This window comes from Streptomyces sp. NPDC048566 (assembly GCF_043199735.1).
Classification (GTDB): Bacteria; Actinomycetota; Actinomycetes; order Streptomycetales; family Streptomycetaceae; genus Streptomyces.
This window is the reverse complement of sequence record NZ_JBICWL010000001.1, coordinates 425,198-437,442: the sequence shown is the minus strand read 5'-3', so window position 1 is coordinate 437,442 and position 12,245 is coordinate 425,198. Positions and strand designations below refer to the sequence as shown.

The following is a 12,245-nucleotide window of genomic DNA, read 5'->3' as shown; positions in this document are numbered from 1 at the left end:
GCCGGTCCGGTCGCCCCGGGCACGCCGCACGGGGCTCGCGCCCACGGCACCCCGCCCGCGCCCGCCGATCCGTCGAAGGCGGCGCGCACACCGCCGCGTACAGTTCGGCCATGACCGATCCGAACGCCGCGTCGCGCCCCGTTCAAGCCGTCGTCCTGGCCGGCGGCCAGGGCTCCCGGCTGCGCCCCTACACCGACGACCGGCCGAAGCCCATGGTCGAGATCCCCGGAACGGGCACGCCGATCATCGGGCACCAGCTGACCTGGCTCGCCGAGGAGGGCGTCACCGACGTCGTCGTCTCCTGCGGCCACCTCGCCGGGGTGCTGCAGACATGGCTGGACTCGACGGAACTCCCGGTCGAGGTCACGACGGTGGTCGAGACGGAGCCCCTCGGGCGCGGCGGCGGCCTCCGGTACGCCGCGGCCCACCTCCCGCACCCGGATCGCCCCTGGTACGCGACGAACGGTGACATCTGGACCCGCTTCTCGCTGCGCGACATGGCCGACTTCCACGCCGAGCGCGACGCGCTCGCGACCCTGGCGCTGGCCCGCCCGCGCATTCCCTGGGGCGCCGTCCGGACCGACGGCTTCGGGCACATCACGGACTTCATCGAGGCGCCGCCCTCGACGTTCGAGATCAACGCCGGCGTGTACGTCTTCTCGCCCGAGTTCACCGGGATGCTCCCCGAGCGCGGCGACCACGAGCGGACCACGTTCCCCCGTCTCGCCCGCGAGAGGCGACTGGCCGGGTTCCCGATCCCGCAGGGCGCCTACTGGCGTGCCATCGACACGGCCAAGGACCTCACGGAGGCGGCGAAGGAGCTTGCGGCCCTGGGCCGTTGAGCACCCAGCCCCGCCCGAGTGACCCGGCGGCCCGAGCGGCACGGCGGCACAGCAGCCCGGTGGCCCGGTCACACAGCAGCACGGCGGCCCGGTGGCCTGGTGACACGGCGACACAGCAGCCCGAGGGGCACGGCGGCCCGACGGCCCGGCGGCTCAGCAGCCCGGTGGCCCGGTGCCCTCGTGACACGGCGACACAGCAGCCCGAGGGGCACGGCGGCCCGGTGACACAGTGGCCCGGTCGCCATGCAGCCCGGCGGCACGGCAGCCCGGTGGCACGGCGCACCGTCGCCCGGCCCCTCAGCGGCCTGGCCCTCAGCCGCTCGATGACCCGATCACCCGGCCGTCCCCTCGGTCGCCCGACCGCCCGACCGCCCGGCCCCCCTCGGTGGCCCTGTCCGGTGCCCTGGTGGCCCAGCCGCCCGGTTGATCGGCCGCCCGGCCACCCGGTCGATCGCGAGCCTCCCCGCAGCCGCTGGGCGCCCGTCCTGCCGACGCCGTCCGGCTCTGCCCGCCCGGGCCCGCCGGAGAGCCGCTGAGCGCCACGAGTGGCCACGGGGGCCCACGGAGAGGGCACCGGGGGCCGCTGAACTCCCGTACGCGGCCTGGTCCGCCCGTACGCCGGCCCGGTTCGCCCGTACGCGGCCTGGTCCGCCCGTACGCCGACCCGGTTCGCCCGTACGCGGCCTGGTCCGCCCGTACGCCGACCCGGTTCGCCCGTACGCCAGCCCGGTTCGCCCGTACGCGGCCTGGTCCGCCCGTACGCCGGCCCGGGCCGCCGGGAGACGGCCCCGTCGGCCGTCGCCGCCGCCTCCGGCGCGCTGCACGCCGTCCCGACAGGCAGGGCCCCGCACGCGTCTGGTGCGGGGCCCTGCCCTGTCGCCTGTCCGGAGCCGGAGCTGGTGCCGGTGCCGGTGCCGCTGCCGCTGCCGCTGCCGGAGCAGGAGCAGGAGCCGGAACCGCTGCCGGAGCCGCTGCGGGTGCCGGAGCCGCTGCCGGTGCCGCTGCCGGAGCCGGCGCCGCTGCCGGAGCCGCTGCGGGTGCCGGAGCCGCTGCCGGTGCCGGTGCCGGCCTCCCCGCCGCGCGCGGCGGGGAGGATGGGGTCAGCCCAGCAGGCCGCCCACCAGGCCCGGCTGGCCGGTGGAGGAGGTGTCGCCGGGCGGGGCGCCGCCCGAGGAACCGGTGCCGCCGGTCGCCGTGCCTCCGCTGCTGGTCGGGCCCGCCGTGCTGGTGCTCGGTGCCTGGTTCGCGGGCGAGGACTGCTGCGGCGGCGCCTGGCCGCTGCCCTGGGTCTGGCTGGGCTGCTGCGCGGTGCCGGCCGTCGCTCCGGAGTCCCGGGTCGCGCCGGGCGTCGTCGCCGGCTGCGAGGGCGTCGAGGAACTGCGCTGCGTGGGCGACTCGGAGGCCGACGGGCTGGCCTTCTGCTGTCGCTTGCCGGGCGTCTCGGGGAGCGGGGAGCCGGGCAGTTCGTTGCGCGGGGCCTCGCCGGGACCGGGGACGACGACGCGGTCGGAGTCGCGGACGGCGCCGCCGAGCAGCGATCCCACCAGCAGGGTGATGCCGATGACGATGGCGGTGGCCAGCGCGCCGCGGCGCAGCACCCTGCCGCGCAGGTCCCAGATGTCCGCGCGCGGTCCGAGCGTCCGCCACGCCTCGCCGGCCAGGCGGCCGTCGACGGAGTAGACGGGGGCGCCCGCGATGATCAGCGGGGACCAGGCGGCGAGGTAGATGATGTCGGGCGCGTCGTAGGCGGGGACCGTCTTCCAGCTGACCGTGACGATGAGCGCGGCCGACAGCGCGGCGCCCACGACGGCGGCCACCCGCTGCCAGAGCCCGAGGATCGTGAGGACGCCGACGATGACCTGGAAGAAGGCGATGACGAGGCCGGAGCCCACGGGGTGCTGGAGGGCGAACTGCCGCAGCGGCTCGGCGACTTCCCACGGGTGCAGCGTGTTCAGCCACTTCACCATGGAGCCGCGTTTGCCGCCGTCGAAGTACACCGGGTCGCAGAGCTTGCCCATGCCGGCGTAGACGGAGATGAAGCCGAGGAAGACGCGCAGCGGGAGCAGCACGACGCCGAGGTTCATCCGGCGGTTGGGATGGTAGGCGTGACGGGCCGGATCGGACTCGCCGCGCCGGACGGGGGTGCCGGTCCCCGTGCCGTCGAGGTCGTCGTCCTCGAAGTCGGTGTCCGTGAAGGCGGGTTCGTCGTAGGCGCCGGTCACGGTGCGCATCTGCGGGAGCAGCCGCTGCTCCTCGCCGACGGGGGCGCGCTGGCTGCCGACGAGGGGCGTCTCGACGGTCTCGACGGTCAGGTCGCCCGCGTAGCCCGGCTGTTCGCCGATGCGCGGGATGACCTGGGTCGCACCGGCGTCGGCGGTCGGCGCGGCGCCGTGGCCGACGCCCGCGCTCCGTACGGCCTGGAGCAGCCGGTGCGCGCCGGTGTCGTCCGGCGCGGACTTCCCGCTCCAGACGACGGGGGCGCGGCGGCGGGCGGCGGGGCCGGCCCCGCCCGCTCTGCCCGGCGAACCGGCGGCGGGGAACCGCGCGGTGGCATCGGAGCTCAAGTGCCGTGCGACGCGCGCGGATTGCCCCCGAGACGCGGCACCTAGCTGAACGCGGAAGCTCGCATGATTGACGATGACCTGCGCCGGATCGCTCGGCACCTTCACCATGCTCAGCGCGGGAGCGTCGTCGAATCCCGACGAGCGGTCCCCCGTGGGTGTGCGGGGTGTTCTGGTGTCCACACTCATCTAACCGAGTGACGTGTGTTTAGGACACTGCTTTGACCGCGCCGATCTGTCCGGACCGCGTCAAGGTCGTCCCGAACCTCCGGGTCGTCCCGGGAGGGTGACCCCCGGGACGTTTGTTCAGGCGCGCCGCCGGGATGCCTCGTACAGCACGACGCCCGCCGCGACGCCGGCGTTCAGCGACTCGCCGCCGCCGGGCATCGGGATGCGCACCCGGAAGTCGCAGGTCTCGCCGACCAGTCGGGACAGCCCCTTGCCCTCGCTGCCGACGACGATGACGACGGGTCCGCCGAGCGCCTCCAGGTCCCCGACCTCGACTTCGCCGTCCGCGGCGAGCCCGACGACGACGAGCCCGGCCTTCTTGTACGACTCCAGGGCGCGCGTCAGGTTGGCGGCGCGGGCGACGGGCGTGCGGGCGGCGGCACCGGCGGACGTCTTCCAGGCACCGGCGGTCATGCCGGCCGCGCGCCGCTCGGGCACGACGACGCCGTGGCCGCCGAACGCGGAGGCGGAACGGACGACGGCGCCCAGGTTGCGCGGGTCGGTCACCCCGTCGAGGGCGACGATCAGCGGGTCCTGGCCCTCGTCGTACGCGGCGGCGGCGAGGTCCTCGGGGTGCGCGTACTCGTACGGCGGGACCTGGAGGACGAGACCCTGGTGGTTGAGTCCGTTGGTCATGCGGTCCAGCTCGGGCCGCGGGGCCTCCATCAGGTGGATGCCGCCGCGCTCGCCCGCCAGCTGGAGCGCCTCGCGGACGCGCTCGTCGTTGTCGATGAACTGCTGGACGTAGAGCATCGAGGCGGGGACGCCCTCGCGCAGTGCCTCGACGACGGAGTTGCGCCCGACGACCATCTCGGAGGAGCTCTTGCCGCCGCGGCCCCGGGGGGCCGGCTTGCGGACGAGCTGCTTGGCCTTGGCGTTGGCGACGCGGTTCTTCTTGTGGCCCTTGCGCATCTCCGCGGGCGGGGTGGGGCCCTTGCCTTCCAGGCCCCGGCGCCGCTGGCCGCCACTGCCGACCTGCGCGCCCTTCTTGCCGGACATGCGGCGGTTGTTAGCGGCCATGACCTACCTGTCTGTGTGAGGCGTGCGTGTGTACGTCTATGCAGTGTGCCGCCCGGAGGCCCGGGCGGCACAATCGATCAAGGTCGAGGGTGGCCGGCCGGGCCGGCGGAGCGGGTGCCGCTCAGCGCGGCCGGCGCGTGCTCAGCGGGGACCGAGCGTCCACCGGGTCCCCTGCGGGCTGTCCTCGATGACCAGGCCGGACTGGTTGAGCTGGTCGCGGATGGCGTCCGCGGTGGCCCAGTCCTTGCGGGTGCGGGCGGCCTCGCGCTGGTCGAGCACCATGCGCACGAGGGTGTCGACCGCGCCGTGCAGGTCGTCGCCGCGGTCGCTCTCGCCGGCCCAGTGCGGGTCGAGCGGGTCGAGCCCGAGGACGCCGAGCATGGCGCGCACCTCGGCGAGGCGGGCGACGGCGGCGTCCTTGTCGTCGGCGGCCAGCGCCGAGTTCCCCTGGCGGACGGTCGTGTGCACGATGGCGAGGGCCTGCGGAACGCCGAGGTCGTCGTCCATGGCCTCGGCGAAGGCGGGCGGGACCTCGGCGGACGGCTCGACGACGCCCCCCGCCTTCTCGACGACCCGCTGCACGAAGCCCTCGATGCGCGCGAACGCCGACTCGGCCTCGCGCAGGGCCTCCTCGCTGTACTCGATCATCGAGCGGTAGTGCGGGGTGCCGAGGTAGTAGCGCAGCACGATGGGGCGCCACGCCTTGACCATCTCGGAGACGAGGACCGAGTTCCCGAGGGACTTCGACATCTTCTCGCCGCTCATGGTGACCCAGGCGTTGTGCACCCAGTACGCCGCGAACGCGTCGCCGAAGCCCTTGGCCTGGGCGATCTCGTTCTCGTGGTGCGGGAAGATCAGGTCGATCCCGCCGCCGTGGATGTCGAAGGCGCCGCCGAGGTACTTGTGGGCCATGGCGGAGCACTCCAGGTGCCAGCCGGGGCGGCCCCTGCCCCACGGCGTCTCCCAGCTCGGCTCGCCGGGCTTCACGGCCTTCCACATCGCGAAGTCGCGCGGGTCCCGCTTGCCGGTCTCGCCCTCGCCCGAGGGCTGGAGCAGGTGGTCGAGCTCCTGGTTGGAGAGCTGGAGGTAGCCGGGGAAGGAGCGCACGTCGAAGTAGACGTTCCCCTCCGCGGCGTACGCGTGGCCGCGCTCGATCAGACCGCGCATCATCTCGATCATCTCGGGGATGTGCCCGGTCGCGCGCGGCTCGTAGGTGGGCGGCAGGCAGCCGAGGGCGGCGTAGCCGTCGGTGAAGGCGCGCTCGTTCTCGTAGCCGATGGACCACCAGGGGCGGCCCTGGTCGGCCGACTTGGCGATGATCTTGTCGTCGATGTCCGTGACGTTCCTGATGAACGTCACGTCGTGGCCGCGGTAGGCGAACCAGCGGCGCAGGATGTCGAAGTTGAGGCCGGAGCGGATGTGCCCGATGTGCGGTGCGGCCTGCACGGTGGCGCCGCAGAGGTAGATCGAGACGCAACCCGGCACGAGCGGGGTGAAGTCACGGATCTGCCGGGCGCTGGTGTCGTACAGGCGAATGGTCACCACTCCAGGGTAGTGGGCGCCGGGCAGTGCCCCGCGCCCCTTCCCCCGCAAGGGCGCGGATTCGTGACATACCGGGGCCGTCGCCCGTGCGGGGTGCGCCGCGCACCCCGCACGGGCCGCACCGCACTCCCCCCGAGAGCCCGGCGGGACACCGTCGCCGGGGCCGGCCGCGGGAGCGGTTCCGCCCCGGCGGTCGCCGCTCCCGGGCGGGGCCGGCCGCCCCGCCCGGGCCGGTGCGCTCGGGCCGGTGCGCTCGGAGCCCCAGGGGCCGGGAGGGGGCGGCGGGGGCGATCCGGAGGTCAGGCCGTCCGGACGACCAGGGCGGTGGCGACCGCCATCAGCCCCTCGTCGCGGCCCGGGAAGCCGAGGCCGTCGGTCGTGGCGCCGGAGACGGACACCGGGGCGCCCACGGCGTCGGAGAGGATCTTCTGCGCCTCGTCCCGTCTCCTGCCGATCTTCGGGCGGGGCCCGACGACCTGGACCGCGACGTTGCCGACGGTGAAGCCGGCCGCGCGGACGATCCGGGCCGCCTCCGTCAGCAGGACGACGCCCGACGCCCCCGACCACTCGGGCCGTCCGGTGCCGAAGTGGGCGCCGAGGTCGCCGAGGCCGGCCGCGGAGAACAGCGCGTTGCAGGCGGCGTGCGCGACGACGTCGGCGTCCGAGTGCCCGGCGAGCCCGGGCCCCTCGCCCTCCCAGCGCAGGCCCGCGCACCAGAGTTCGCGGCCCTCCTCGAAGGCGTGGATGTCGGTGCCGATCCCGACCAGCGGGAGCACCGGGGCCGGGGCCGCGGCCCGCTCGCTCGGTGCCTCAGAACCCATCGTTCAGCCTCCGTCGGGCGAGGACCGCCTCCGCGAGGACCAGGTCCAGCGGGCGGGTCACCTTGAACGCCTCCTCGTGGCCGGGCACGACGACGACCCGCAGCCCCAGCCGCTCGACCATGCTCGCGTCGTCCGTCACCTCGTCGCCGACGCTCTCGTGGGCGCGGACGAGCGTCGCGCGGTCGAAGCCCTGGGGCGTCTGCACGGCCCGCAGCCGTGCGCGGACGGGGGTGGCCGTGACCGGCTCGGGTTCCCCGGCGACGGCGGCGGGCTCGACCTCCTTGACGGTGTCGGCGAGCGGCAGCGCCGGCACGACGGCGGGGGCTCCGTCCCGTACGGCCTCGATGACGGCGTCGACGGTGTCGACGGGCACGAGCGGGCGGGCCGCGTCGTGCACGAGGACGATGTCGATGCCGGGCGGCAGCGCGTCGAGCCCGCACCGCACGGACTCCTGGCGGCTCTCCCCGCCGGGGACGACCAGGAAGTCGGTGCGGTCCGGCAGTGCGTGCGCGTCCAGCAGCGACTTCACCTCGGCCGCGCCGTCGGGCGGCGCCACGACGACGACCAGGGAGACCGCGCGGGAGGCGGCCATCGCGCGGGCCGCGTGGATGAGCATGGGCGTTCCGTTGAGCGCGCGCAGCGCCTTCGGGGCGCCCGGACCAAGGCGTACACCGCGTCCGGCGGCCGGAATCACTGCGGCGGTACGGGACCCCGACGGCGCGGGGAGCGAAACGTCAGACATCGGTTCCTGTCAGGTTTGTGTGCTCGACCGGTATGGGTATGGCCTGGTGAGTACCCCCGCTCGGCGAGCCGGGGGAGTGCCGGGCGCGACGCCTTGACCGGGGACCCTTCCGTGACATCCGGTCGAGTCGGCTGCCGGGCACATCGAGTATCGGACAAGCCGGTGCAGCGGGGGAAAGCCGATGCCGGGTGAGTTCCGGTGGAGCGGGAGACCGCGGGTACGGACATGCCGCAGTGCCCGGCGACAGCAAGGGCGTCATCGGGCACCGCGGCATTCATTGCGCAGTTGCGCGGGCTTGTGCGTGCGTCAAGACGGCGGGCGTCTCGGCGACTGAGCCGGCGTCAGGACGCGAGGACCTCGTCCAGCAGGGCCTCGGCCTTGTCCTCGTTGGTGTTCTCCGCGAGGGCGAGTTCACTCACCAGGATCTGGCGCGCCTTGGCGAGCATGCGCTTCTCGCCGGCGGACAGACCGCGCTCGCGCTCACGACGCCACAGGTCACGCACGACTTCCGCGACCTTGATGACATCGCCGGAGGCGAGCTTCTCCAGATTTGCCTTGTAGCGACGCGACCAGTTCGTGGGCTCCTCGGCATACGGCGCGCGCAGCACTTCGAAGACCCGGTCCAGCCCGTCCTGACCGACCACATCACGCACGCCGACGAACTCCGCATTGTCCGCTGGCACACGTACCGTCAGGTCGCCCTGGGCGACCTTCAGCACCAAGTAGGTCTTGTCCACGCCTTTGATCTGACGAGTTTCGATGGCCTCGATCAGCGCGGCCCCGTGATGGGGATAGACCACGGTGTCGCCAACCTTGAACGTCATGTGACAGGTACCCCTTCCGTGGCTATCCAGAGTAACACGGATACGGCGTCTTCTGAATGACGTTTTCGCAGGTCAGGGCATATCTCGGGGCTTGACAACGGTGACACGAACGTGCTGCGAGGGGCGAGCGGAAGAGGGTATGCGCAGGTGGGAGCGGCTGTCCAGGCGGAGTGAAACGCGTACGTTACACACGTCCGAGAGCGCCGACCAGGGTCTGAACATCCCGTTTTGTCCGGCCTCAGGAGCGCGACTTCCGCTACTCCGTTCGATGTCCGACGTCACATGCGCGCCGAATCCCGAATTGATCAAGACCTTCGGTGATCCGGCGGGGGATGCCGCGATCATCGGACCGGGAAGGCCGGAGTTCCGGCATCGTGATCGTTTTTCCGGGCGGCCCGGCATTCCCTCCGCTAAATGCGCGGGGCCCGCCGCATGGACGTTATGTGAATGACGGACGAGAGCGCGATCAAAGTAGCCGACGCCCGGCTCGGGCGGGACCCGGGGCAACGGGGCGCACACACGGCGCAGGGAAGTCTCGCGGGCGCGTACGGCCCGCGTACGGCCGGGCCGGGCACCGCCCGGCGGGGCAAAGTCGGGCCCTTGGGGAGGGTCGGGTGCGGTCGTCCGGGAACGGATCGGTAACCTAAGGCCGCTGACAGACCCTTAGGGCGGCTTTACACAGGAGTCGCCCTGCTTCGCCCACGTTCAAGGAGTTGCCGCCGCCGTGAGCAGCAGCCTTCGACGCGGCGCCTCCGCCGCCGCCGTCCTCGCGTTCTCGATCGCCTCGCTCGCCGCGTGCGGTGCGGGCAGCAACGCCCAGACGTTGGAGGTCAAGCCGGACAACGCGGCCACCTCCGTGGGCGAGATCAAGATCCAGAACGCGCTCGTCATCACCCAGCCCGACGTCAAGGCCACCGGGCCCGCGGTCATCTCCGCGACCGTGTTCAACAGCGGCAGCGAGCCCCAGACCCTCGACTCGATCGCGGTCGAGGGCGGCGGCACGGCCCAGATCACGCCCGCCGGCGGCAAGGGCAAGCTGACCGTCCCGGCCGGCGGCTCCGTCGTGCTCGGCGGCAAGGGCAACGCCTCCGCGGCGCTGGCCAACCCCGGCGACATCCTGAACGGCAGCGCCCAGAAGGTCACCTTCGGCTTCAGCACGACGGGCGACGTGAGCCTGCGCGCCTTCGTCGTCCCGGCCGAGAGCTACTTCACCAAGTGGGGCCCGAGCGACATGCCCGCGGCGCCCGGCGCGTCGGCGGAGTCCTCCGCCTCGCCGTCCGACTCCGCCACGGGCTCCCCGTCGGCGTCCGCGTCGGACCAGCCCGCCGACGGTGCGTCGGCGTCCGCCACGGCCACCTCCTCGGCGTCGGCGGGGCAGTGACCGTCCGCGGGACCGGGTGACCCGCACGCCGGGCGGCCCGCACGGTGCGCGTCGCTCGCGGGCGGTCGCGGGCGGTCGCGGGCACCGGACCGTACCCGTGAGCGGAGAAGGGCGGGACCCCCTCGGGTCCCGCCCTTCTCCCGTCCGGCGGTCCCTGCCCGGCCGGCCTACGGCTCGAACTTGTAGCCGAGACCGCGCACCGTGACCAGGTAGCGGGGCGCTCCGGGGTCCGGCTCGATCTTCGCGCGCAGGCGCTTCACGTGGACGTCGAGCGTCTTGGTGTCACCGACGTAGTCGGCCCCCCAGACCCGGTCGATGAGCTGCATCCGGGTCAGCACCCGGCCGGCGTTGCGCAGCAGCATCTCCAGCAGGTCGAACTCCTTCAGCGGCAGGTCGACCTTGGAGCCGGAGACGGTGACCACGTGACGGTCGACGTCCATGCGCACGGGACCGGCCTCCAGGGCGGCCGGGGTGACCTCCTCGGGCTCGCCGCGGCGGCGCAGGACGGCCCGGATGCGGGCGACCAGCTCCCGCGAGGAGAACGGCTTGGTGACGTAGTCGTCGGCTCCTATTTCGAGACCCACGACCTTGTCGATCTCGCTGTCCTTGGCGGTCACCATGATCACCGGGACGTTGGAGCGGCCGCGCAGCTGGCGGCACACCTCGGTGCCGGGCAGGCCCGGCAGCATCAGGTCGAGGAGAACGAGGTCGGCGCCGTTGCGCTCGAACTCGTCGAGTCCGTCGGGCCCGGTGGTCGCGATGGCGACCTCGAAGCCCTCCTTGCGGAGCATGTACGACAGGGCGTCGGAGAAGGACTCCTCGTCCTCGACGACGAGCACACGGGTCACGGAAGGACCTCCGGGGCAGGAAGCGGTTCGTACGGGGAAGTGACGGTGGTCGTCCCGTCGGGCTGTCCGGTCTCGTCCTCTTCGTCGAGGCCGGGCATGGGGTGATCGTTCGCGCGGTCGCGGGCCGCGTTCGCCTCCGGCAGCCGCAGGGTGAACGTGGAGCCCTGACCCTCGGTGCTCCACACCGTGACCTCCCCGCCGTGCGAGGCGGCCACGTGCTTGACGATGGCCAGCCCGAGGCCCGTGCCACCGGTGGCGCGGGAGCGGGCGGGATCGACGCGGTAGAAGCGCTCGAAGACGCGCTCCTTGTCCTTCTCCGAGATGCCGATGCCCTGGTCCGTCACGGCGATCTCCACGTGCTCCCCGCCGGGCGCGGTCACCCGGCGGGCGGCTATGCCGACGCGGGTGCGGGCGGGCGAGTAGTTGACCGCGTTCTCCACGAGGTTGCCCAGGGCGGCGGCGAGCTGGCCGCGGTTGCCCCAGATGCTGAGGTCGGCGGTGCCGCCGGCGGCCATGGTGATCTGCTTGGCGCCGGCCTGGTGCCGGCAGCGGTCGATCGCCTCGGCGACCAGTTCGTCCACCCGGACCGGCTCGGCGTCCTCCAGCGGATCGTCGTTCTGCACCCGCGACAGGTCGATGAGCTCCTGCACGAGGTTGGTGAGCCGGGTGGCCTCTATCTGCATGCGGCCGGCGAAGCGCTCCACGGCCTCCGGGTCGTCCGAGGCGTCCATGACGGCCTCGGAGAGCAGCGAGAGGGCCCCGACCGGGGTCTTGAGCTCGTGGCTGACGTTCGCCACGAAGTCACGGCGCACGGCCTCGATGCGCCGGGCCTCCGTCAGGTCCTCCACCAGCAGGAGCACCAGGCGGGAGCCGAGGGGGGCCACCCGCGCGGAGACCGCGAGGGCGTCGCCCCGGCCGGTCCCCCGCCGCGGGAGATCCAGTTCGACCTGGCGTATCTCCCCGTCGCGCCGGGTGTCCCGCGCCATGTGGAGCATCGGTTCGACGGCGAGTTTGCCGCCGCGTACCAGTCCGAGCGCGTACGCCGCCGAACTGGCCTTGACCACGGCGTCCGCCTCGTCGAGTACGACCGCCGACGACCTGAGCACCGAGAGCACCGTGTCGACGCCCGGCGGAAGCACCGGGTCGGTGTGCAGGGAGGTGCGGGTGGGGCGGTTCTGGTCGCGCTCGCTCCAGCGGAACGCCAGCATGGCGATGACACCGGTGAGCACTCCGGCGATCGCTGCCGCTGCGGCGACCGCCGCGTTCACGTCCATGCATCAAGGTTAGGCACGCCGTCGCTCCTGGCCACAGCCATCCGTGTGCGAGCTCGAACACTCGTCGCCCAGAGTTCACCCTGGAGCCAGGAGTGGTTCATTTGGGGTGCCGGAAACGGACGCGTACGAGCCGGAACGTGGGAGCGTGGGGTTCACGGGTCC

General features: G+C 73.3%; 11 protein-coding genes. 3 read left to right on the top strand and 8 right to left on the bottom strand.

Annotated features, from left to right (window positions below):
- The first annotated feature begins 110 nt into the window (after positions 1 to 110).
- On the top strand, positions 111 to 842 hold the full coding sequence (locus ACGFS9_RS01920) for an NDP-sugar synthase (protein ID WP_393249764.1): 732 nt from the start codon (positions 111 to 113) through the stop codon (positions 840 to 842).
- 1,100 nt (positions 843 to 1,942) lie between these two features.
- On the opposite strand, the gene ACGFS9_RS01915 is transcribed toward ACGFS9_RS01920, so the two are convergent.
- Entirely contained in the window at positions 1,943 to 3,514 is a 1,572-nt protein-coding gene (locus ACGFS9_RS01915; RefSeq protein WP_393250495.1) for a DoxX family membrane protein, read from the bottom strand.
- Here ACGFS9_RS01915 and ACGFS9_RS01910 point away from each other — a divergent pair.
- The gene (locus tag ACGFS9_RS01910; protein ID WP_393250547.1) at positions 3,474 to 3,596 is read left to right on the top strand and encodes a hypothetical protein; all 123 of its coding nucleotides are present in this window, start codon (positions 3,474 to 3,476) and stop codon (positions 3,594 to 3,596) included. The genes ACGFS9_RS01915 and ACGFS9_RS01910 overlap by 41 nt on opposite strands.
- A gap of 113 nt (positions 3,597 to 3,709) precedes the next feature.
- Here the strand turns inward: ACGFS9_RS01910 and rlmB are convergent, their stop codons facing one another.
- From rlmB to ACGFS9_RS01885, 5 genes are all read right to left on the bottom strand, one after another.
- Entirely contained in the window at positions 3,710 to 4,651 is a 942-nt protein-coding gene (gene rlmB / locus ACGFS9_RS01905) for a 23S rRNA (guanosine(2251)-2'-O)-methyltransferase RlmB (RefSeq protein WP_393249762.1), read from the bottom strand.
- A 141-nt stretch (positions 4,652 to 4,792) separates the two neighbouring features.
- A complete protein-coding gene (gene cysS, locus ACGFS9_RS01900) occupies positions 4,793 to 6,193 on the bottom strand; it encodes a cysteine--tRNA ligase (RefSeq protein ID WP_393249760.1) in 1,401 nt (466 codons plus the stop codon).
- 299 nt (positions 6,194 to 6,492) lie between these two features.
- Positions 6,493 to 7,014, bottom strand: coding sequence for a 2-C-methyl-D-erythritol 2,4-cyclodiphosphate synthase (gene ispF, locus ACGFS9_RS01895; RefSeq protein ID WP_393249758.1), 522 nt, complete (start codon positions 7,012 to 7,014; stop codon positions 6,493 to 6,495).
- Complete coding sequence (gene ispD, locus ACGFS9_RS01890) at positions 7,004 to 7,756, bottom strand: 2-C-methyl-D-erythritol 4-phosphate cytidylyltransferase (protein ID WP_393249756.1); 753 nt, start codon at positions 7,754 to 7,756, stop codon at positions 7,004 to 7,006. Before ispD ends, ispF begins: the two co-directional genes overlap by 11 nt.
- A 341-nt stretch (positions 7,757 to 8,097) precedes the next feature.
- Positions 8,098 to 8,580 carry a CarD family transcriptional regulator gene (locus tag ACGFS9_RS01885; RefSeq protein ID WP_003953493.1) on the bottom strand — a complete coding sequence of 161 codons (483 nt, stop codon included), beginning with the start codon at positions 8,578 to 8,580 and terminating at the stop codon, positions 8,098 to 8,100.
- Between the two features lie 724 nt (positions 8,581 to 9,304).
- Here ACGFS9_RS01885 and ACGFS9_RS01880 point away from each other — a divergent pair.
- On the top strand, positions 9,305 to 9,961 hold the full coding sequence (locus ACGFS9_RS01880) for a DUF461 domain-containing protein (protein ID WP_393249754.1): 657 nt from the start codon (positions 9,305 to 9,307) through the stop codon (positions 9,959 to 9,961).
- Positions 9,962 to 10,128: 167 nt separating this feature from the next.
- Here ACGFS9_RS01880 and ACGFS9_RS01875 read toward each other — a convergent pair whose 3' ends face one another.
- Together ACGFS9_RS01875 and ACGFS9_RS01870 are read right to left on the bottom strand one after the other, a co-directional pair.
- Positions 10,129 to 10,809: a response regulator transcription factor gene (locus ACGFS9_RS01875; protein WP_009340348.1), complete on the bottom strand. Its 681-nt coding sequence runs from the start codon at positions 10,807 to 10,809 to the stop codon at positions 10,129 to 10,131.
- Entirely contained in the window at positions 10,806 to 12,083 is a 1,278-nt protein-coding gene (locus ACGFS9_RS01870) for a sensor histidine kinase (protein WP_393249752.1), read from the bottom strand. Before ACGFS9_RS01870 ends, ACGFS9_RS01875 begins: the two co-directional genes overlap by 4 nt.
- Between the last annotated feature and the right edge of the window lie 162 nt (positions 12,084 to 12,245).

What these genes read in the sequence shown, in the direction of transcription:
- ACGFS9_RS01920 (WP_393249764.1), top strand. Translation starts at nt 111, where the DNA reads ATGACCGATCCGAACGCCGCGTCGCGCCCCGTTCAAGCCGTCGTCCTG.
- ACGFS9_RS01915 (WP_393250495.1), bottom strand. Translation starts at nt 3,514, where the DNA reads ATGGTGAAGGTGCCGAGCGATCCGGCGCAGGTCATCGTCAATCATGCG.
- rlmB (WP_393249762.1), bottom strand. Translation starts at nt 4,651, where the DNA reads ATGGCCGCTAACAACCGCCGCATGTCCGGCAAGAAGGGCGCGCAGGTC.
- ispF (WP_393249758.1), bottom strand. Translation starts at nt 7,014, where the DNA reads ATGGGTTCTGAGGCACCGAGCGAGCGGGCCGCGGCCCCGGCCCCGGTG.
- ispD (WP_393249756.1), bottom strand. Translation starts at nt 7,756, where the DNA reads ATGTCTGACGTTTCGCTCCCCGCGCCGTCGGGGTCCCGTACCGCCGCA.
- ACGFS9_RS01885 (WP_003953493.1), bottom strand. Translation starts at nt 8,580, where the DNA reads ATGACGTTCAAGGTTGGCGACACCGTGGTCTATCCCCATCACGGGGCC.
- ACGFS9_RS01870 (WP_393249752.1), bottom strand. Translation starts at nt 12,083, where the DNA reads ATGGACGTGAACGCGGCGGTCGCCGCAGCGGCAGCGATCGCCGGAGTG.